The sequence below is a fragment of the Brachybacterium sp. NPDC056505 genome, assembly GCF_042794925.1.
GTDB lineage: Bacteria > Actinomycetota > Actinomycetes > Actinomycetales > Dermabacteraceae > Brachybacterium > Brachybacterium kimchii.
Window position 1 is genome coordinate 272,514 of sequence record NZ_JBHTSV010000001.1, and the last position, 19,889, is coordinate 292,402.

15 protein-coding genes and 1 riboswitch are annotated in these 19,889 nt (G+C 69.0%); of the genes, 4 read left to right on the forward strand and 11 right to left on the reverse strand.

Features of this window, described 5'->3' with window-relative positions:
• Positions 1 to 48: 48 nt before the first annotated feature.
• Entirely contained in the window at positions 49 to 1,158 is a 1,110-nt protein-coding gene (locus ACFQ53_RS01280; protein WP_377854191.1) for an ABC transporter substrate-binding protein, read from the forward strand.
• A 26-nt stretch (positions 1,159 to 1,184) separates the two neighbouring features.
• On the opposite strand, the gene recQ is transcribed toward ACFQ53_RS01280, so the two are convergent.
• The 8 genes from recQ to ACFQ53_RS01320 form a co-directional block, all read right to left on the reverse strand.
• Positions 1,185 to 3,143, reverse strand: coding sequence for a DNA helicase RecQ (gene recQ / locus ACFQ53_RS01285; RefSeq protein ID WP_377854194.1), 1,959 nt, complete (start codon positions 3,141 to 3,143; stop codon positions 1,185 to 1,187).
• A gap of 148 nt (positions 3,144 to 3,291) precedes the next feature.
• Entirely contained in the window at positions 3,292 to 4,617 is a 1,326-nt protein-coding gene (locus tag ACFQ53_RS01290) for an amidohydrolase family protein (RefSeq protein ID WP_377854197.1), read from the reverse strand.
• Between the two features lie 454 nt (positions 4,618 to 5,071).
• Positions 5,072 to 5,317, reverse strand: a complete 246-nt coding sequence (locus ACFQ53_RS01295) for a hypothetical protein (RefSeq protein ID WP_377854200.1) — start codon at positions 5,315 to 5,317, stop codon at positions 5,072 to 5,074.
• 267 nt (positions 5,318 to 5,584) lie between these two features.
• Entirely contained in the window at positions 5,585 to 7,219 is a 1,635-nt protein-coding gene (locus ACFQ53_RS01300; RefSeq protein ID WP_377854203.1) for an MFS transporter, read from the reverse strand.
• Positions 7,220 to 7,309: 90 nt separating this feature from the next.
• Entirely contained in the window at positions 7,310 to 8,302 is a 993-nt protein-coding gene (glsA, locus tag ACFQ53_RS01305; RefSeq protein WP_377854206.1) for a glutaminase A, read from the reverse strand.
• 193 nt (positions 8,303 to 8,495) lie between these two features.
• The gene (locus ACFQ53_RS01310; RefSeq protein ID WP_152354483.1) at positions 8,496 to 9,557 is read right to left on the reverse strand and encodes a Gfo/Idh/MocA family protein; all 1,062 of its coding nucleotides are present in this window, start codon (positions 9,555 to 9,557) and stop codon (positions 8,496 to 8,498) included.
• Positions 9,558 to 9,611: 54 nt separating this feature from the next.
• Positions 9,612 to 10,508: a sugar phosphate isomerase/epimerase family protein gene (locus ACFQ53_RS01315; protein WP_377854210.1), complete on the reverse strand. Its 897-nt coding sequence runs from the start codon at positions 10,506 to 10,508 to the stop codon at positions 9,612 to 9,614.
• Positions 10,509 to 10,765: 257 nt separating this feature from the next.
• Positions 10,766 to 11,644, reverse strand: a complete 879-nt coding sequence (locus tag ACFQ53_RS01320; RefSeq protein WP_152354481.1) for an alpha/beta hydrolase fold domain-containing protein — start codon at positions 11,642 to 11,644, stop codon at positions 10,766 to 10,768.
• A gap of 123 nt (positions 11,645 to 11,767) precedes the next feature.
• Between ACFQ53_RS01320 and ACFQ53_RS01325 the strand changes: the two genes are divergently transcribed.
• Together ACFQ53_RS01325 and ACFQ53_RS01330 are read left to right on the forward strand one after the other, a co-directional pair.
• The gene (locus ACFQ53_RS01325) at positions 11,768 to 11,908 is read left to right on the forward strand and encodes a hypothetical protein (protein WP_377854213.1); all 141 of its coding nucleotides are present in this window, start codon (positions 11,768 to 11,770) and stop codon (positions 11,906 to 11,908) included.
• Between the two features lie 541 nt (positions 11,909 to 12,449).
• On the forward strand, positions 12,450 to 12,854 hold the full coding sequence (locus ACFQ53_RS01330) for a hypothetical protein (protein ID WP_152354480.1): 405 nt from the start codon (positions 12,450 to 12,452) through the stop codon (positions 12,852 to 12,854).
• A 309-nt stretch (positions 12,855 to 13,163) separates the two neighbouring features.
• On the opposite strand, the gene ACFQ53_RS01335 is transcribed toward ACFQ53_RS01330, so the two are convergent.
• The 3 genes from ACFQ53_RS01335 to thiC all read right to left on the reverse strand — a co-directional run bounded on the left by ACFQ53_RS01335 (position 13,164) and on the right by thiC (position 18,656).
• Positions 13,164 to 16,304: a DUF3427 domain-containing protein gene (locus ACFQ53_RS01335; RefSeq protein WP_377854216.1), complete on the reverse strand. Its 3,141-nt coding sequence runs from the start codon at positions 16,302 to 16,304 to the stop codon at positions 13,164 to 13,166.
• On the reverse strand, positions 16,297 to 16,734 hold the full coding sequence (locus tag ACFQ53_RS01340; protein ID WP_377854218.1) for a (deoxy)nucleoside triphosphate pyrophosphohydrolase: 438 nt from the start codon (positions 16,732 to 16,734) through the stop codon (positions 16,297 to 16,299). The genes ACFQ53_RS01335 and ACFQ53_RS01340 overlap by 8 nt, the downstream gene beginning before the upstream one ends.
• Before the next feature lie 164 nt (positions 16,735 to 16,898).
• On the reverse strand, positions 16,899 to 18,656 hold the full coding sequence (gene thiC, locus ACFQ53_RS01345; RefSeq protein ID WP_377854221.1) for a phosphomethylpyrimidine synthase ThiC: 1,758 nt from the start codon (positions 18,654 to 18,656) through the stop codon (positions 16,899 to 16,901).
• Positions 18,654 to 18,768, reverse strand: a riboswitch (TPP riboswitch). Its footprint overlaps the gene before it by 3 nt.
• 268 nt (positions 18,769 to 19,036) lie before the next feature.
• On the opposite strand from thiC, the gene ACFQ53_RS01350 reads away from it, so the two are divergent.
• Positions 19,037 to 19,843, forward strand: a complete 807-nt coding sequence (locus tag ACFQ53_RS01350; protein ID WP_377854224.1) for an Ltp family lipoprotein — start codon at positions 19,037 to 19,039, stop codon at positions 19,841 to 19,843.
• Positions 19,844 to 19,889: the final 46 nt, after the last annotated feature.

The window sequence follows — 19,889 nt, forward strand, 5'->3', positions numbered from 1 at the left end:
TCGGGCGCTTCCGGAGCCCGGGATCCCGCGCTCCCCGAAAGGCCCTCGATGTCCTCCTCCCTCCGTGCCCGCCCGCGCCGCCTCGCCGCAGCCGCCTCCGCGCTCGCCGCCGGGGCCCTCACCCTGGCCCTGGGCGCCTGCGGCACGACCGACGTCTCCTCCTCGTCGGCCGACTCCGCGGCGTCCGACGGCGGCTCGGCCGCGGCGGCGATCTCGAAGGACTGTGCGCAGGACACGACCGCCACCTCGGACGACCCGGTCTCGATCACCGACGGCGTCGGCCGCACGGTCGAGCTCGAGAAGCCCGCGCAGCGCGTCGTCGTCCTCGAATGGCAGCAGGTCGAGGACGCCCTGAGCCAGTGCGTGCAGCCCGTCGGCGTCTCCGAGCCCGACGGCTTCCGCACCTGGGACAGCGCCGAGACCCTCCCCGAGGGCGTCGAGGACGTCGGCACCCGCGGCGAACCCGACCTGGACACGGTGCTCTCGCTCGACCCCGACCTCGTCGTGGTCGAGGCCTTCAGCAAGGACGACGAGATCATCGGCCAGATCGAGAAGACCGGCGTGCCCGTGCTCGCGACCCTGGGCGCGGACCCCGACGACCCGATCGGCAACATGAAGGGCGTGTTCTCCATGATCGGCGAGGCCACCGGGCGCTCCGAGCGCGCGGATGCCGTGCTCGAAGAGTTCGACGACCACCTCGCCGCCGCCAAGAAGGAGGTCCAGGACGCGGACCTGGAGACGAAGGAGTTCCTGTTCTTCGACGGCTGGGTCGAGGGCGGCAACCTCACCATCCGCCCGTACACCGACGGCGCCCTGTTCACCGAGCTCGGCAAGGAGCTGGGCCTCACGTCCGCCTGGGACGACGACCTCGAGGAGGCCTACGGCACCGGCGGCGTGAGCGAGGAGTACGGCCTCACCCAGACCGACGTCGAGGGCCTCACCGCGGTGGGCGACGCGAACCTCTTCTATGCGAACGACGAGGGCACCGGAGAGGGCAGCTACATCGACGAGATGCAGAAGAACGACATCTGGAGCTCCCTGCCCGCCGTGAAGGCGGGGCGCGCGCACGCCTTCCCGCCGCGCATCTGGGGCGCCGGCGGGCCCCGCTCGAACGAGCAGGCCATCGACGCCTTCGTCGACGGGATCACCCAGGGCTGAATGCACGGGCGGGCCCGCCCGGGAGATCAGCTCCCCTCGAGCACCTCGAGCACGTCCTCGCCGTACTCGGCGAGCTTCTTCGCGCCCACGCCGCTGACGCCGCCCAGCTGGTCCACGCTCGTCGGCCGCAGCTCGACGATCCCCACCAGCGTGGCGTCGGAGAAGACCATGTACGGGGCGATCTGCTTCTCCTTCGCGACCGAGGTGCGCCACGCCCGCAGGCGCTCGAAGACCTCCTGCTGCGCGGACTCGAGCGAGGCCGCCGCCCGCGACGCGCCGCCCGCACCCCCTCCGCGCCCCGCGCCCCGCGACCGCGGCGCCTTCGCGGGGGAGCGGTCGACGGCGAGCTCCACGGTGACCTCCCCGCGCAGCACGGGCCCCGCGTGCTCCCCGGGCACCAGCACCCCGTACTCCCCGACCGCCTCGACGATCCTCCGGGACAGCAGCTGCCGCAGCACCGTGCGCCACTCGCGCTCGGAGAGGTCCTCGCCGATGCCCCAGACGCTCAGCTCCTGGTGGCGGGACTGGGCGGAGCGGTCGTTGTGCTTGCCGCGCAGCACGTCGATCACCTGCCCGGAGCCGAACTGCTGGCCGCGCTCGCGGTCCAGGCGGATCAGCGCCGAGAGCAGCTTCTGCGCGGGCACGGTCGCATCCCACGTGCTCGGCGGGTTCAGGCACACGTCACAGTTCCCGCAGGGCTCGGACTCCTGGCCGAAATAGTGCAGCAGCTGCACGCGGCGGCAGCTGACCGTCTCGCACAGGGCGAGCATCGCGTCCAGGTGCGCGCGGGCGTTGCGCTTGAAGGGCTCGGAGCCCTCCCCGGTGTCGATGAAGCGGCGCTGGCTGACCAGGTCGCCCAGTCCGTAGGCCATCCAGGCGGTCGAGGGCTGCCCGTCGCGGCCCGCGCGGCCGGTCTCCTGGTAGTAGCCCTCGATGGACTTGGGCAGGTCCAGGTGGGCGACGAAGCGGACGTCGGGCTTGTCGATCCCCATGCCGAAGGCGATGGTCGCGACGATGACCAGGCCGTCCTCGCGCAGGAAGCGCTCCTGGTGGTCGTGGCGCACGGCCGCGTCGAGGCCCGCGTGGTACGGCAGGGCGGCGACCCCGCGCTCGGCGAGCCAGGCGGCGGTCTGCTCGACGCCCTTGCGCGAGAGGCAGTAGACGATCCCCGCCTCGCCGGGATGCTCGCTGCGGATCAGCCGCAGCAGCTGCTCGCGCGGGGACGCCTTGGGGTCGATGCGGTACTGGATGTTGGGCCGGTCGAAGCTCGAGACGAAGTGCCGCGCATCCTGCATCCGCAGGTTCTCGGTGATCTCCCGGTGGGTCTCGCGCGTCGCGGTCGCGGTCAGCGCGATCCGCGGGACGTCCGGGAAGGTCTCGGCGAGCATCGAGAGGCCCAGGTAGTCGGGCCGGAAGTCGTGCCCCCACTGGGCCACGCAGTGGGCCTCGTCGATCGCGAACAGGGCGAGGTCGGCGCGCTGCAGAAGCTGGACCGTGCGGGGGAGGACCAGGCGCTCGGGCGCCATGTACAGCAGGTCGAGCTCGCCGGCGAGCAGCTGCTGCTCGACCGCCTGCGCCTCGTGCATCTCGAGCGTGGAGTTGAGGTAGGCGGCGCGGATGCCGTTGGTCTCGAGCGCCGCCACCTGGTCGGCCATCAACGCGATCAGCGGGGAGATCACGATCCCGGTGCCGGGTCTGATCAGCGACGGGATCTGGTAGCACAGCGACTTGCCGCCGCCGGTGGGCATGAGCACGACCGCGTCGCCGCCGCCGCTGACCTGGTCGATGATCTGCGCCTGCTCGCCGCGGAAGGAGTCGTAGCCGAAGACCGTGGAAAGGACCTGCAGGGCGGGATCACCCGCCGACGAGGCGCTCGGGGTCTGCGCGGGCGCCGGTTCGGTCGCGGGGACCTCCGCCGTGACCTCGTTGTCGATGTCGTCGATCGCGGAGGGCGGGATCGTCTCGGCGGAGGAGGTCTCGTGCATGCGCTCCAGAGTACGGGGCCGAGGGGCCCGGCGAGCCGGGCTGTGGACGCGCTGTGCTGGGCCCCGACCTGCGTGCATCCCGCCCACCGGTCCGCGGACAGACCCGGGGGACGACGCCCCACCCGACCACGGCCGTCCGGTGCGGGGCTCAGACGCGCAGGGTGTCGAGCTGCGCGTCGATGTCGGGGATGCGGCGGATCTCTGGGCGGACGATGCGCTCGCCCCGGACCACCACCATCGAGGGCTCGGCGAGGGCCTCGAACGACTCCAGGGGGTCGGCCTCGAGGACCACGAGATCGGCCGAGAGCCCCGGGGCGAGGCGTCCGGTGACGCCCTCCAGCCCGAGGATGGAGGCGTTGCCGGCAGTCGCCGTGTGGAGCACCGCGGCGGGATCGACGCCGAGGAGACGCGGATAGAGATCGAGCTCGCGCCAGAAGCTCGAGTGGGTGGAGTAGCTGACGCCCGAGTCGGTGCCGATCCCGAGAGCGATCCCGTGCTCGATCGCCTGCTGCGCTCCCGTCAGCATCTCGTCGAGCACCATGCGGGCGTTCCCCTGCACCACCTCTCCGAGGCCCGTGACCTGCGGATCGAACCGGACCAGCGGGATGCACGCCAGGAGAGTCGGGACCAGCGCAGACCAGCCGCGCAGGGAGGCGGGGTTGTCATGGAAGAGCTCGATGCTCTCCGGCACGAGTGTCGCACCGTGCTCGATCGTGTCGACTCCGGCACGGAGCGCTGCGAGCACCCCCTCCCGGCCCTGGGCGTGCGCCGCGACCAGCACTCCCGCCGCGTGGGCCTCCTCGCAGACGGCACGCATCGACGCCTCGGGCATCTCCAGCCTCCCGGCATGACCGACGTCCAGGGCGTCCGTGACCCCGCCGGTCGCCGCGATCTTGATCGCCTGCGCGCCCCGACGCAGGTTGCGGCGCGTGTTGGCGCGGGCGGTCTCCGGATCATCGCCGATCAGCGCGATCTGCGGAGCGCCGTGTCCGCCCGTGATCGCCATCAGCGGGCCGGCGGGCAGCAGCCTCGGGCCCGTGATCTCGCCGCTGTCGATCTGCTCGCGGACGTGGATGACCTCGTCGTCCGTGTCGCCGACGGTCCGGATCGTGGTGACCCCCGAGTGCAGCTGGGTCAGCGCGTTCTGACGGGTCCGACGGCGCAGGAGCGCGCGGCCCGGCGGGGTGTGCATGGCGCGCGTCAGGTGCCCTGCGATCCTCGGGTTCGTGTAGATCGAGGAGAGCGGCCTGCCGTCGGCGAACAGATGCGCGTGGGCGTTGATCATCCCGGGCACGAGGAACTTCCCCGCGCCGTCGATCCGCGACAGGGTCGGCGGGAGATCGATCTGCGCCGAGGGGCCTGCGGAGGTGATCAGGCCGTCGGCGCCGACGCTGACGGTCCAGTCGCGGTGCACGGCGCCGTCCCGCTCGCCGGTCAGGGCGTCGATGCCGACGATGGCGAAGGGAGTGCTCATGCGCCGATCCCATCGCATCCCGCTCCCGGCGTCCACCCCGGGGCGACGCGCCGGATGCCCGGGGCCGCCCGGCGCCCGGTGCCCGGTGCCCGGAACCATGTGACCCGCGGCAGCCGCGGGAGCCGCGGGAGCCGCGGGAGTCGCACAACGCCCGTGCGGCGAGGCTCTCCCGTGCTCCGGGTCAGAGCTGGGGTGCGCCGGGCCGATCAGACGACACCGGACGACTCCTTCCTGGTGAACAGGCCATGACCGGGGGGACAGTCCTGCGTTCGAGGGAGTCAGGACCGGAGTCGAGGAGAAGCGACTGATCCCCGTGATGACGAAACTCGTCGAGACGGGACAGGGGAGTATTGGCCTGGCGCACGTCCACCGGGTCCGCGAGGTGGACCGCTGGACTGGGGAGCTGATTCTGGGGAATCCGCGGGGCGACGGCGGTCCGGGCCTGGAGTGCCTGTCATACCTCCTGAACAGCCTGATTCAGCTCGAGCACTCGGCCATCGATGCCGTCGACATCGTCGACGGAGATGATCTCCCCCTCGGCGATGTCTCGCTGGAGAGTCGTACCGGAGAGCACGTAGTACGCCGCTGTTCCTTCCGCGGGCGTGATCATCACCGTGTCCACCCCGGCGATCTCGTGATGGTGCCCGGCGACGATCAGGTCCGTGACCTGGACGCTGCAGCTCTCGCTCCAATCGCTCATCGGGCTCGTGGGCGTGCTCGTGCTCTCGCTCTTCGTGGGCGCTTGAGTCGGGATGTCGCTACGCTTCGGAAGGTCCTGCTGCATGCGAACCGGAGCGAGAGCGAGGGGGCCCGATGGTCCCGCTGCGGGCACGTCTGATCGCCGGTCGTCACCAGGAGATCGTCGGCAGGCCGGTGAAATCCTGGCGCGTGGGCGCGAGCGGTCGCCGCCGACGAGCGGCAGCCCAGCGGACGCGAGCGACCACCTGCGACTGCTGGTGGCGAGCGATCAGTCCTGCGGGGCCGGGTCCGGGATCTCCTCCGGGCGGTAGCGGGGCAGCCGCGAGGCCGGCAGAGCGGCGGCCGCACTGATCCCTGCCAGGACCAGGAAGCCGAGCTTCAGGGTGCGCAGGCGCTCGGCCTCGTTCACCTCGATCGCGGCGTCGACCTGCTGAGGCGTGGCCGTCGTGCCCTCAAGCAGCTCCTCGAGCTCGGCGTTGCTCACGAAGTTCGCGTTGTCGAGGTCGACCTGCGAGACGAGCTCGGACGGGAGCTCCGTGTGATCGACGACTGCGCGGCCCACGTTCACACCGAGCAGCGTCACCAGGAGCGCACCCATGACGGCCGTCCCCACGGCCGACGCCAGGTTCTGCGTGGTCCCGCGCAGCGATCCGACGTCCCCGGCGAGCCGCTTCGGGGCGCTCGTGACCAGCACGTTGAAGACCAGTGTCACGAGAGAGCCCTGGCCGATGCCGAAGACGATGAGCCCGAGGATCGTCGGCAGCGTCTCCCAGTTGTTCGTGACAACCGCTGCGAGCCAGACCAGCGCGATCGTGGTCAGCGCGAACGAGAACAGGGCGATCGTGCGGGGACTGAAGCGCGAGTAGAAGCGGACGATGAGGGTGGCCGTGACGAACACGGTGAGGTTGAACGGCATCATCGCCAGCGACGTGGCGAAGGGGGCGCGCCCCTGCACCACCTGGATGTAGGTGGGGACGGTGAAGTTCACGGCCGCCTCCATCGCCACGATGATGAACATCGCGTACACGGCGGACCGCTCGGAGCGCGAGCCGAGCACCCGCAGGTCCACGAGTGGCACCCGGTCGGAGGCCATGCGGCGGCGCGTCCACAGCAGGAACGCCTGGCCGCTGATGAGGCCGAGCACCACCAGGACCGGCGCGGGCGACATGCCGAGCACCGAGAACGGGGCCGTGTCCTCGGCGCGCAGGATCCCCCACCCGTTGAGGTTGTTGAAGCCGAGGGTGAGCATCACGATCGCGGCGCCGATCAGCACCGAGGCGATGATGTCGATCCTCACCGTGGGGTCCCCGCGGTCCGAGCGCAGGGTGAAGCTGAGCGCGAAGACCGCCACGGCGAGGGCGAGGGTGATGAGGAAGATCGGTCGCCATCCGACGAGGGTCCCCAGGGTTCCGCCGATGAGGAAGGCGCTCATGCCCGAGAAGGCCCGGGCCGACCCCAGGGAGCCGACGGCGGTGGCCTGCTGCGCTCCGCGATAGTTCTCGGCGATCAGCGCGACGAGCGCCGGCACGATGATCGCGGCGGCCGCGCCGGCCAGCAGCTGCCCGGCGATCGCCCACGTGATCGTGCGCGAGAAGATCATCAGCAGCGACGAGGCGGCGAACACGACCAGGACGCCGCGGAAGATCAGCGTCCAGCCGATGCGCTGGCCGAGCTTGGCGCCGGTCATCACGAGCGCGGCCACGGCGAGGCCGTAGACCACGATGGTCGAGCTCGCGGTGGTGGGCGGGACGTGGAAGTCCTCGACCATGCCTCCCAACGAGATCGGCAGGGCCGCGACGTTGAAGGACATGAGGACCTGGGCGAGGAACAGCCCGATCATGGGCACCCACGAGCGTCGCTGCTCGGGGTCCTTCGTCGAGGACGGGGAGGAGGCAGAGGACATGAGGACCCTCCTGGTGGTCGTGGTCCTGTGGGGATCAGGGATCAGGGATGGGTGATGGGGATCGGGAGGGGAAGGGGCGGCGACGACGGTTCAGGGGCTGGGGGAGGCGAAGAGGTTCAGTCCGAGGGCTCGCGAGAGGTACGCGCAGGTCCGCAGGCCGCGCACGCTGTTGCCGGCGCGGTCGAGCGGCGGGGAGAAGACGCCCACGGCGCCCTTGCCCGGTGCGATGGCGGCGATCCCTCCCGAGACCCCCGACTTCGCGGGCAGACCGATCTCGAACATCCATTCGCCGGACAGCTCGTACATGCCGCAGGAGGCGAGGACGGCCAGGGTGTCGCGGCAGACCTCCGCCGAGACGACCCGTCGGCCCGTCCGGGGGTTCACGCCGCCCGCCGCGAGGGTGGCGCCCATGACGGCGAGATCATCGGACGTGACCAGGAGGGAGCACTGCCGCGTGTAGGCGTCGAGGGCCTCCTCCGCAGGTATGCGGAGCCGGTCGTAGCTGGTCAGCAGATCGGCGATCCCCCGGTTGCGATGGTTGCTCGCGGACTCGGACTCCAGCACCGTCTCGTCGATCCGCAGCGGACGGCCCGCGAAGGCGCTGAGCCCCTCCCGGATCGCCTCGAACTTCGCGGCGCCGTCCCGCCCCGGCATGAGGGCGGTGGTGGCGATGGCGCCCGCATTCACCATCGGGTTCATCGGGCTCCCGTTGTTCAGCTCGAGGGCGATGACGGAATTGAAAGGCAGCCCGGTGTTGTTGACGCCCACGATCTCGTGCACGCTCTCGTGGCCGATCGCATCGATGACCAGAGCGAGCACGAATGCTTTCGAGATCGATTGGATCGTGAAGAGGGCGGAGGTGTCACCGGCCGTGTGCATCGGCCCCGCGGCCTCGGCGAGGGAGACGGCGAACAGGTCCGGATCGGCCTCCGCCAGCACCGGGATGTAGTCCGCGACCGAGCCTTCCTGCAGGTCGCGGTAGCGCTCGTGCACGTCGTGCAACAGCGTGCGCACGGAGGATTCGGCGGGGAGAGAGCCCGTGCGAGCGCTCTGGGGAATCTCCAGGACATCGGTCTCGAACATCGCGCCCTCCCATGCGGGATCCGAGCGATCGACAGCTTCGTCATCAGCAGCTCTGTTCACGATACGACCGTTGCCGAGCGATGAACAGAGCTGCCCGGAATGCCCCCATCGGGCTTTCCGTCCCGGTGCCTCCCGGCATTTCCGATGCTCGCCGGAGAGCGCAAAGCGGTCGGTCTCCGTCGGGCGACCCGGATCAGCTCAGCGCGACCTCGCGCCCCTGCGCCGCGGATGCGTAGATCGCCTCGAGGATCTTCACGATCTCGACGCCGTGGCCGACGGGCGCCAGGTTCTCGATGCGACCCAGGCAGGAGTCGACGAAGTGCGCGATCTCCGCCTGGAAACCGGCCTCCATCTCGAAGGTGCCGGAGCCGATCTGCGGGGTCACGTTCACGATCGAGTCGTGCATCTCGGTGGCGATGCTCAGACGGGGCTCGAGGTCGGCTCCGCCCTTGTCCCCGAAGACGGAGACGCTGATCGAGTCCTGCGCCGCGTGCAGGGAGTACGAGCAGTCGATCTGCAGGGTCGCCCCGTTGTCGAAGCGCACGAGCGCCGTGGCCATGTCCTCGACGCTGTTGGCCGCGGGGTCGTGGTCCGAGACCTGGTAGCGCGGCAGGGTGGTGATGTTGGCGCGGTTGCCGAGCAGGTCGTAGGTGCTGCCGCTGACCGTGACGGCCGTCGGGCTGCCCATCAGGTACCAGCAGAGGTCCAGCACGTGGATGCCGATGTCCAGCAGCGGGCCGCCGCCGGCGATGTCCTTGTCCGCGAACCAGCCGCCCGGGTTGCCCGCCCGCCGGATGCAGGAGGCCTTCGCGTAGTAGATCTCGCCCAGGTCGCCCGCGTCGATGAAGGACTTCAGGACCTGGCAGTTCGGGGCGTGGCGGCGCACGAACCCGACCTGCAGCACACGGTCCGCGCCCGCGACGGCCTCCTGGATCCGCTCCGCCTCCTCGAGGGTGCGGGCCAGGGGCTTCTCGACCAGCACGTGCTTGCCGGCGCGGACGGCGGCGATCGCCCACTCCGCGTGGGTGTTGTTCCAGGTGCAGATGCTCACGGCGTCGACCTCGGGATCGGCCAGCAGCTCGTGCGGGTCGCCGTAGGCGCGGCGGGCGCCGTACTCCTCGGCGACCGCCCGGGCGCGCTCGGGGTTCACGTCGCTGATGGCGACGAGCTCCGCCTCGGGGTGGACGGCGTAGGCGTCGAGGTGGGCGCGGGCGATGGTGCCGGCGCCGATGACGCCGATGCGCAGGGTGGTCATGACGTGGGTGCTCCTGAGGTCTGGGGGTGGGAGGGAGGAGAGAGGGCCGACGGGTCAGAGGCCGAGCAGGCGGCGGGCGTTCGCCAGACCGCGGGAGCAGCCCAGCAGGCTGTCCTCCCAGCCCTCGAACTCGATCGCGACGAAGCCCGCGAAGTCCGAGGCGCGGATGCTGCGGCAGATCGCCGCCAGATCCAGGTCGCCGCAGCCCACGACCGCGCCGCGCAGGTGCATGCCGCCCCGGCTGCGGAACCAGCCCTCACCCAGGTCTGCGTCGGCCGGACGGACGTAGAAGTCCTTGAGGTGCACGACCATCGCATAGGGGAGGTTCTGGGCGACCGACGCCTCGGGCGACTCGTCGACGCACACGAAGTTGCCGACGTCCAGGGTGGTGCGGAAGTTCGGCTCGTCCACCGCGTGCACGATGCGGCGCACGCGGTCGGCGGACTGCACGAAGAAGCCATGGTTCTCGAGGCTCGTGGTGATACCCCGGGTCGCCGCGTACCGCGCGATCTCCCGCGCGCCGGCGACGATGCGCTGCAGGACCTGCTCGAACAGCGGGGTGTCGTCGCCCTCGATCCCGGCGTGGCGCACCACGTCGTGGCGCATGCGGGTGATGCCCAGGCGTTGCGCGAGGTCCACGTAGGCCTTCACGAGGTCGATCTCGCGGGACGCCTGGTCGGGATCCTCGGAGGCGAGGTCCGCGCCGACGGCGAGGCTCGAGAGGGTGACGCCGGCTGAGGCGGAGTGCTCGCGGATAGCGTCGACAGCGGCGTCGTCCCAGCCGATCGAGGGGACGGGGGAGTCGGGCTCGTCGGAGAGGATCGCCAGCTCGAGGTGCTCGCCGTCGCCCGCGGCGATCCAGTCGATCACCTCGCGCAGCGTCATCTCGCCCGAGGAGAGCTTCGGGTGGAAGGAGTAGGAGCTGAAGCCGAGGCGGAGGTCGGAGGTCACCGGGTGGTCCTCGAAGGCAGTGGGATGGGCCAGAGTGCGGAGCCGACGGGGAGTCCGGCTGCCGATGGCGCGCGGACCGAGGACGCGGTGTCTGCTTCGACGTACGGGACCGGTCGGCGGCCTGTGTGATCGGATCCAGTATGACGGGGGAGCCATCGAGGTCCGCAAGGGATTCACCATGCGGAAGGCCGGAGCTCTCGTCCGGCGCCACGGTCACGTGCAGTGGTCCCGGGCCGAGGCAGGGCAGTTGCGGCGATTCAGCCGAGGATCCGCCGCGCCGCGAGGTCCAGCGCCGCGTGTGCTTCGGGAGCGTCCGCCGCGGGGTAGACGTGGAAGGCGCCCTCGACCAGGTCGAGCTCCACCTCCACGCCCTGCGCTCGGGCCTCCTGGACAAATCGCAGCACGTCCGGGAGCAACAGATCCCTCGTGCCCTGCAGGACCGTGACCGGCGGCAGGGAGCCGATGTGCCCGAAGATCGGGCTGACCATCGGGTCGGTGAGGTCTCTACCGCCCGCCCAGTTCCGGGCGGACAGGTGCAGATTGTCGACGGTCATCAGCACGTCGGTCGGCTCCATCCGCACGGACTCGGGATCGGCCGTGCGCAGGTCGACCCAGGGGGCATGGACCACCAGGTGATCCGGCATCCGGGTGCCGCTCTGCGCGGCGCGCAGAGTCTGCACCAGGGCCATGTTCCCTCCGGCGGACTCGCCGGCGACGATGTACCGATTGTCTCCGGCCACGCTCGGGACCTCCCGGGCCAGGGCGTCGACGAAGGGCAGGGCGTCCTCGATGGTGCCGTCGGGACCAGGCAGGTAGTGCGGGATCCACAGGTCAGCGCCGGTGCGGTCGGCCAGCCCCAGCACGATCCGCCCGTGCGACTCCTGGAACGGCAGGGTGTACGCGCCGCCGTGGAAGTAGACGACCTGGATCCCCGAGCTGCTCTCATGCGGATGCAGGACCTGCACCGGGAAGCCGGCGATCTCCCGCTCCTCGACCTCGTAGCGCTCGGGCACGTCGGGCGGCAGCGGCGCCGGACCCTTCACGCGACCGGGATGCTGGGCGTCGCTCATCGCTTGGACGTGGGCAGGTTTGGCAGCGAGAGCGGCCTCGTAGGCCTCCTGGAGCGATGCGGACATGGGCCGATCCTTCGTCCGTGCGCGGGACCTGTCAATCAACGGTTTGCTACTCGTGCCGTCGGATCTCCGCTCGCGACTGCCGCACACGCCGCGTCCCGACCCGGGGGATCGCGGGGATCGCTCATGCCCTCGGCGTCCACGTTCTTCGGCCTGGGCGAAGATGAGCACACCGCGACAGCCTCGAACCCGAGCCCGCTGCTGGGAACGCCGATCGCGGCCAGGGTGAACAGAGCCGACGCCTGGATCACGAAGCACACAGGGTGACTCGAGGACGTTCGAGAGGCAGGTGCGGGCGCTTGCGCGCCCGGAGCCTTCGGAAGTGCCCGCGCCGAGGGCACCAAGCCATGGCGCTGAGAGAAGGCCGTGTCCTGGTAGCTCTCCGGCCGCGGTGCCAGGAGCTCATCGTCACCTGCTGGGCGTAGCAGAGGAGGTGGTCGTCGCCCTTCAGCGGCACGAAGGTGTAGCAGAGCGACGGAGAGTTGAACCAGGTACGTGAGCCGTGGAGAGACACCTGCAATGCGCTCTGGCGCGCCGTGCGTTGAGGGTGCAGCATGGCGGCCCTGACACGAGAACACGCGAACTCGCGCAGCGAAAGGCCACAACGATGACGTCAACGCCGGAAGCCCCGCGACCAATCACGGGGATCGCATTCGACCCGTGGACGGCTTCACCTCAAGCCTTTGACGCTCATCTCTTTGATCTGAGGAGGCAGAGGACCGATCGTCGTCACGAACTTCGAGGCACGGACATGCGGGTATTGCCGCCGGTCCGCTCCGGCTCCGTAACTCCCGAGATGCTGAATGGGATGCGTCCGCCCGATTCCGAGATCCAAGACGACGTGATCCGGGCGCTGACGGAGAACATCAAGGCGCTCGACCGCATCTATACCGACCGGGGGAGATGGCTGCGTGTGTATGCCACACTCTCGCCCCGCGGTCACCTGCACCGTCACCGGTACTGCAGGACACTCCGCCCGACGACGATCCTGGCTTGGCTCGTGCGCTTGGCCGACGCGAGCAGCGATGAGGTCGTTGCACTCGCCGGCTGGCGCGCGTGCGGGGCGTGCTTTCCGACGGACGACATGGAGGAACGAAGGCGGATGCAGTCGAGAATCAATGCGTTCGCGGACTACATGGCGGCGCATGATCGAGGGCGAGGGCATGAGCCCGACCAAGGGGGCGCTAGTCAGGAGCGCGGCGTGGCAAGATGAGTTCATGCGCACGCGCGCGAGGAATGGGCCTTACTGAGTTGCGAGGCGGTGGCCCAACGCGTCGGGCCAGTATCAAGCGGTGTGGCCCCGGCTGTACGCCATAGTCTCCGCGAGTAGGGACCTCTATCGCTGGAAAGCCTTCGGGCCGCTGCGGTTCGGCACGGTTCGTGCGTGGCTCGCCGTCCTTTCAGGCGCAACCAGTGAGGAAGTTGTCGAAAGTGGAGGCTGGCGTGTTTGTGGAGCGTCCTGCCGGGCGGACGGCAAGGATGGGTGGGGCGGTGTGCCGGCTCGGCTGGATGTCGTCGCTACTTACGCGGCGGTGCGGGCTTCTAGGTAAAGGTCAGTTGGCATGTGCCGATCTAGCTTCCACGTGATCTGCATGGGTCGAGATCCCTGGGATTCCTGGAATTGTGCAGTGCCGAGGCACAGGTATGGCTCTGTCCCGATGTCGCCAGTCTTGGCCCGGCGCGCGAACAGCACTACGTGAGAACCCTGCCCGCGGTGGTGCTGATACCGCTGCCCCGTGGCGCTTTGTGCGCTAGTGGTGCTCTGTGATTCCCAATGGAAGAGTTCCTGGTTGATGGCGTAGTCGCGGTAGAGAGTGCTGGGGGAATATTCTGCTTCGGACTTCTTGATTGTCACGAGAAGGGCGTCGGTGCGCAACGATGGCAGCCATTTTACGCCCTCGCGAATCGATCCGGGGTGTCCGGGGTCGAGAGTTCCAAGCCCAAGACCAGCGAGGAGTTCCTCTCGCGAATAGTGTGCATGGGAACGCAAAGGGGACTTCGCGAGAAGACCGCCGAGCGGTTCCGGCAGCGACCTGGAGGCGACCTCGAGATGCTCCAGCAGGCCCAGTACCTCGCGGGTCACAGCAGGGTCATCACGGAGGCGGGTCAGGGCGCCATGGATTCCTTCAGGATGACCCGAGGGCCAGAAGGAATAGGTGAGCATCGCCGCGAAGGGGTCGTGGTCGACAGTGTTGCTGAGCCTTGGAGCGGTGAGGAGCCGGCGGTAGGTGTTGATCCTCTGGGGATCATCAACATGCACAAGGTTCGACACCCGCCTGAGCAGGGCTAGGGACGTGGGATCGCTGATCTCAGTGGCAGTCTCGGGGAACGCCCAATCGACAACTGATGTCCAGGTGGAGGGCTTCCTGTTGCCCTGGAACGTGCGATCGCCCGGGCCGTAGATGTCGGCGAGTGACCGATCCGCGTCGTGCAAGTACTCGCTCATCCGGTACTCGGAGGGGTCGGAACCTGCTGGACGGTGCTGACGGACGTCCGCCACCAGGTCCTTCGTGCTCAACTTGAGTTGCTGACGCACGTTATTGAGAACGATGGCTTCGGCGACTCGGTCAAAGACGATTTGCGATCCAGGCGGAAGGAACGGGAAACCCTCTTGGATACTATTTTCGAGACGGTTGCGCGAGAGGCCGGTGAGCGCGCGATATTTCAGGTCGAATCGGAACTGTTTGCTCTGCATTCCGACGAAATCCAGCACGGTCAGAACCGACTTGCTCTCTGTGCGCCGCAGCCCTCGCCCCAGTTGCTGAAGGAATATTGTTGCGGACTGCGTGGGCCGAAGCATGAGAACGGTGTCGATCATGGGGATGTCAAGCCCCTCATTAAAGAGGTCGACGGCGAAAATGCAAGAAATCGTGCCATCTCGGAGTTTGCGCAGTCCGTTCCGTCTCTCATTCGACCCAGAATCGCCAGACAGCGCGATCGCGGGGATGCCGGCCTGGGAGAATACGTCCGCCATATACTGGGCGTGCTCGACGGTTACGCAAAAACCCAGCGCCCGCATGGTCCCGACGTCTGTCACCTTCTCGGACACCGCCTGCAGGATGATCCGTGCCCGAGCGTCATTACCCGTGAGCGCCTTCGACAGCTGCCCCGTGTCGTAGCGTCCCTGTCGGAACATGATAGCGCTGAGATCCACGCCGTCGGCAATCCCGAAGTAGTGGAACGGTACGAGTAGATCAGCCTCGAGGGCGTCCCAGAGCCTCAACTCGCTGGCGATGCACCCTGCAAAGAAATAGTCCGCCACGTTCACTCCGTCGGCCCTCTCCGGGGTGGCGGTCAGCCCCAGCAACTCCTGAGGGGAGAAGTGGTCAAGTATGCGGCTGTATGTGCGTGCACGTGCGTGGTGGAACTCGTCGATCACCAGAACGTTGAATGAGGTGGGCGACCATCGTGCGAGTTCATCTGGGTTGGACAGAGACTGCACAGAAGCGAAGACATGCTGCCATCGCCTCGGGCGGTTGCCGTCCACGTAGAGTTCGCCGAAGGAAGGGTCCTTGAGTACCGCTCGGTACGTGCTCAACGCCTGCTCGAGTATCTCTTTGCGATGTGCGAGAAACAGGAGTGCAGGTTTGGGCCCACGTCCTGCAAGGCGTCGGTAGTCAAGTGCTGCAATGACAGTCTTGCCGGTGCCTGTCGCGGCCACCAGCAGGTTGCGGTGACGTCCGTGTATGAGGCGTTCGGAAGCGAGGTCGTCCAGCATGATCTGCTGGTGGGGGTACGGGCGGACATCCAAGTATGTGGAGTCGAAGGCGACGCCAGAGGGGCCTCCTCTGTTCTTCGCCAGCATGGCGTCGAGGAACTCAGCGTCGGTGTCGGGGTCATACGTCGCGAACGCAGGGTTGTCCCAGTACCCAGCGAACGTCGAGTTGAACTTGTCCAGCAGCGTCGGAGTGGCGTGTTGGGACAACCTGACGTTCCACTCGAGTCCGTCGACGAGCGCCGCGCGACTCATGTTGGAGCTGCCGACGTAGGCGGTGGGGAAGCCGCTCCTGCGATGGAACATCCATGCTTTGGCGTGCAAGTGGGTCGACTGCGACTCGTAGTTCACTCGCACCTCGGCACCGAGCTGTCGCACAAAGAAGTCGAGTGCACGCCGATCGGTCGCGCCGATGTACGTGGTGGTGAGAACTCGGATCGGTACGCCGCGCTCCGCAGCCTCGCGCAGCGGGGCCTCGAGGACGCGGATGCCGCTCCACTGCACGAACGCGCATAACAGGTCGATGCGGTCCGCGCTCCCCATTTCGAGGCGCAGCTCCGATCCGAGCTGAGGGTCGAGGTGCGAGTTCGTGAAGAGCGCGACATCGCGCAGTGGCGTCGAGGGGCGGGCTGGAGGCAGAACCGGTGTCGCGCTGACTGAGGTGAGAATCTTCGGACCGGGCGCTATGGAGGCCTGGCCCGACGCCTCAGCGAGGATGCTGAGCACCTGATTCGCTGTATCGATCTGGCGTTCTTTGGGAAGCTCGGAGAGCGTGGACTCAAGGACTGAGCTGAGGTGCTGGGTAAGCACGTGCGGGACATCGGCGTCGTCCACCACCTCGGTGGCTGCGCTCAGGAGCTCGTGGTCCACGTCGTCGAGGAGTCGCGTGAGCCCCGAGGTGACGAGAAGTTCGTAGAGGCCGGGAGAGAGCTGCGGCTGGTCAGTCATGGCGTGGTTCCGAACCTTTGGGGACACTCAAGGTTGTTCGTGAAAATGCCTCTTCGATGATCGGCACGTCCGCCGGAGACCATTGCCGCCCGAGCAGGTCCGTGGGTGCGATCCACGCGAGAGCGTCGTGGTCGGTGCTGTGGGTCGGGGTGTCTCTGGTCAGCGTTGCCCAGTAGCAGTCGAGGTCAATCAGCGCAGTGCCGACTGCCGTCGTGCAACGGGCAGCGCGTGCACCGACCTCCACCCGCACCCCGAGTTCCTCGCGCAGCTCGCGCACGAGTGCTTCCTGCGGCGTCTCGCCTGGCTCCACCTTGCCGCCCGGGAATTCCCAGAGCCCGCCGGCGCTGCGCTCGGGTGACCTCCGAGCCGCGAACACGAGACCGTCCCGCACGATGATGGCGCCAACGACGGCAATGGCGGAGTCGGGCATGGTCCTAGCGCTCCTCGGATGTGTGGGGCGGTGTGACCTCAGAGTACGGTGCCCCACGGCGGGGGTGAGGGGTGCGGTGCGCATGCGCTTGATCGTCGGCCCGTCGGCCCGTCGGCCCGTCGGCCCGTCGGCCCCAGGCCGCAGCGCACACGCACCACCCGCCCTCACTCACCCACCGGCACCCCGACCCCCGGCTGCGGCAGGTACACGGTCCCGCCGCGCTCGCGGAACTCGCGGGACTTCTCGGCCATGCCGGCGGCGGCGATCTCCTGCTGGGCGGCCTCGCCGCCGAACTCGTCGCGGATGTCCTGCGAGATCTTCATCGAGCAGAACTTCGGCCCGCACATCGAGCAGAAGTGCGCGGTCTTCGCGGGCTCGGCCGGCAGCGTCTCGTCGTGGTACTCCTCGGCCAGCTGCGGGTCCAGAGAGAGGCCGAACTGGTCCCGCCAGCGGAACTCGAAGCGCGCCTTCGACAGGGCGTCGTCCCGTGAGCGGGCCCCAGGGTGGCCCTTGGCGACATCGGCCGCGTGGGCGGCGATCTTGTAGGTGATCACGCCCGTCTTCACGTCGTCGCGGTCCGGCAGACCCAGGTGCTCCTTCGGGGTCACGTAGCAGAGCATCGCGGTGCCGTAACGGGCGATCTCCGTCGCCCCGATCGCCGAGGTGATGTGGTCATACGCAGGGGCGACGTCCGTGACCAGCGGCCCGAGCGTGTAGAACGGCGCACCGTCGCACAGCTCCTGCTGGCGCTCCACGTTCTCGCGCACCAGATGCAGCGGCACGTGGCCCGGGCCCTCGACCATCACCTGCACGTCGTGCTGCCAGGCGCGGCGGGTGAGCTCGGCGAGGGTGTCGAGCTCGGCGAACTGGGCGGCGTCGTTCGCATCCGCCAGGGACCCGGGACGCAGCCCGTCGCCGAGCGAGAAGGAGACGTCGTAGCGGGCGAAGATCTCGCACAGCTCGTCAAAGTGCTCGTAGAGGAAGTTCTCCCGGTGCCTGGCGAGGCACCAGCCGGCCAGGATCGAGCCGCCGCGCGAGACGATGCCCGACACCCGGTTCGCTGTCAGCGGCACGTAGCGCAGCAGCACGCCCGCATGGATCGTCATGTAGTCGACGCCCTGCTCGGCTTGCTCGATCACCGTGTCGCGGAAGATCTCCCAGGTGAGCGCGTTCGCGTCGCCGTTCACCTTCTCGAGGGCCTGGTAGATCGGGACGGTGCCGATCGGCACGGGGGAGTTGCGCAGGATCCACTCGCGAGTGGTGTGGATGTCGTCCCCGGTGGACAGGTCCATGACGGTGTCCGCGCCCCAGCGGGTGGCCCACTCGAGCTTGGAGACCTCCTCGGCGATCGACGAGGTCACCGCTGAGTTCCCGATGTTCGCGTTGACCTTCACCAGGAAGCGTCGGCCGATGATCATCGGTTCCGCCTCGGGGTGGTTCACGTTCGCAGGGATGATCGCGCGGCCCGCGGCGAGCTCCTCGCGCACGAGCTCGACGTCGCAGCCCTCCCGCAGCGCCACGAAACGCATCTCGGGGGTGATCTCGCCTCGACGGGCGTAGTGCATCTGCGTGACGGTGCGGCCATCGGCCGAGCGGACCGGCGATCGACGCGCGCCGCGCCACTCGGCGCTCGCCCCGCCGCGGCGCACCGCCCCGCGGCCGTCATCGGCCAGGTCACGGGCCCGTCCCTGGTACTCCTCGACGTCGCCGCGATCGCGGATCCAGTTCTCGCGCGGCGCGGGCAGGCCCACCTCCGGCTCGCTGCCGGGGCCGGCGGTGCGGTAGACCTCGAGCGGCGGGTTCGTCGCGCCGGTGGGGGAGTCGTCCTGGGCGATCCTCGTGACCGGCACGCGGATGCCGTGCGCGGGGTCCTCGAGGTGGCCGAGGCGGTGGGTGGGGTAGTTCTCGGGGCGTGCAGACATGCAGTCGCTCTCCTTCTTCCTTCGCCGGCATGACCCGGAGCAGGTTCGGTCGGTACTCGGACGGCATCAGTCCGATCTCAGCCCGTTGCGACGGGCACCCGAGGGATCGGCGACGACCGTAGCACGGGGCGGGAGAGGGGCCGACGGTCCGCTGCGGGCGCGGACGCTGCGGTTCCGGCGATGAACGCGGATGTGCGCGGGTCCCACCGCCCGACGCCGCCGCGGGTCCGTAGACTGCGCCCCGGCAGCAGCGCCCTCCCGGGCGCTTGCGCCGGCGCGGAGCCGCCTCCTCGTCTCAGTGCTCCATGTCCTCCTCGCGTGTCCGGTCGGCTTCTCGTCTGATACCGCGCACGCACCCCGATCCCGAACGGAATCCCTAGATGACCAGCACTCCTCCCACTCCCGGCACGTCGGGCTCCGCGAACTCGGGGGTCCCCGGCTCCGCATCCGCGAACGGCGGGTTCGGCGCGTCGGACCCCGCGTCGTCGTACGGCAGCCCCTCGCAGGCCCCGCAGTACGGGGGCCCCGCGCAGGGGGCGTCGTTCGACGGCACCACTCAGGCCGCGCAGTTCGGCGCCGCGCCGCAGGCGGGCCAGGGGCAGGAGCCGCCGAAGAAGTCCAAGACGCTGTGGTGGGTGCTGGGCGGCTGTGGCTGCCTCGCGCTGCTCGCGATCGCGGCCGTCGTCATCGTGGTCGTGGTGCTCGTGAACAGCGCCGGCAGCGATGGGCCGGCGCCCACCACGGTCTCGGCCTCCTCCTCGGACGACACGTCGGATGAGCCCACCGACTCCGCCACCCCGTCCGATCGCACCGTCGACGCGACCCCCGATGACGAGTCCTCTGCCGACGCGGACTCGGATGATTCCGCTGACACCGGCACGGACGTCGACCCCGACGACAAGGACGGCGCGCTCGCCGACGCGAAGATCCAGTCCGACATGCTCTACTCCTCGAAGCAGGGCATCCACGACACGCTCGTGTTCGAGGGCTACAGCGAGGAGACCGCCACCTACGCGGCCGACCACGTGGATGCGGACTGGAACAAGAACGCGCTGGAGAAGGCGAAGCTCTACGAGGAGTCCGGCGGCATGTCCGACGACGACATCCATGAGCAGCTCACCTCCGAGTACGGCGAGCAGTTCACGGACGAGCAGGCGGACTACGCCATCAAGCACCTGCACGACTGAGCTGGCGGCGGGGCGCCGGGGCGGACGCTCCTGGCGCTCCGGGTCC

Excerpts from the sequence above, each read along its gene's own strand:
- ACFQ53_RS01335 (WP_377854216.1), bottom strand. The coding sequence starts at position 16,304 with ATGACTGACCAGCCGCAGCTCTCTCCCGGCCTCTACGAACTTCTCGTC.
- ACFQ53_RS01280 (WP_377854191.1), top strand. The coding sequence starts at position 49 with ATGTCCTCCTCCCTCCGTGCCCGCCCGCGCCGCCTCGCCGCAGCCGCC.
- ACFQ53_RS01295 (WP_377854200.1), bottom strand. The coding sequence starts at position 5,317 with ATGAGCGATTGGAGCGAGAGCTGCAGCGTCCAGGTCACGGACCTGATC.
- ACFQ53_RS01300 (WP_377854203.1), bottom strand. The coding sequence starts at position 7,219 with ATGTCCTCTGCCTCCTCCCCGTCCTCGACGAAGGACCCCGAGCAGCGA.
- glsA (WP_377854206.1), bottom strand. The coding sequence starts at position 8,302 with ATGTTCGAGACCGATGTCCTGGAGATTCCCCAGAGCGCTCGCACGGGC.
- ACFQ53_RS01310 (WP_152354483.1), bottom strand. The coding sequence starts at position 9,557 with ATGACCACCCTGCGCATCGGCGTCATCGGCGCCGGCACCATCGCCCGC.
- ACFQ53_RS01325 (WP_377854213.1), top strand. The coding sequence starts at position 11,768 with ATGCCCTCGGCGTCCACGTTCTTCGGCCTGGGCGAAGATGAGCACACC.
- thiC (WP_377854221.1), bottom strand. The coding sequence starts at position 18,656 with ATGTCTGCACGCCCCGAGAACTACCCCACCCACCGCCTCGGCCACCTC.
- ACFQ53_RS01290 (WP_377854197.1), bottom strand. The coding sequence starts at position 4,617 with ATGAGCACTCCCTTCGCCATCGTCGGCATCGACGCCCTGACCGGCGAG.
- ACFQ53_RS01320 (WP_152354481.1), bottom strand. The coding sequence starts at position 11,644 with ATGTCCGCATCGCTCCAGGAGGCCTACGAGGCCGCTCTCGCTGCCAAA.
- ACFQ53_RS01350 (WP_377854224.1), top strand. The coding sequence starts at position 19,037 with ATGACCAGCACTCCTCCCACTCCCGGCACGTCGGGCTCCGCGAACTCG.
- recQ (WP_377854194.1), bottom strand. The coding sequence starts at position 3,143 with ATGCACGAGACCTCCTCCGCCGAGACGATCCCGCCCTCCGCGATCGAC.
- ACFQ53_RS01330 (WP_152354480.1), top strand. The coding sequence starts at position 12,450 with ATGCGTCCGCCCGATTCCGAGATCCAAGACGACGTGATCCGGGCGCTG.
- ACFQ53_RS01340 (WP_377854218.1), bottom strand. The coding sequence starts at position 16,734 with ATGCCCGACTCCGCCATTGCCGTCGTTGGCGCCATCATCGTGCGGGAC.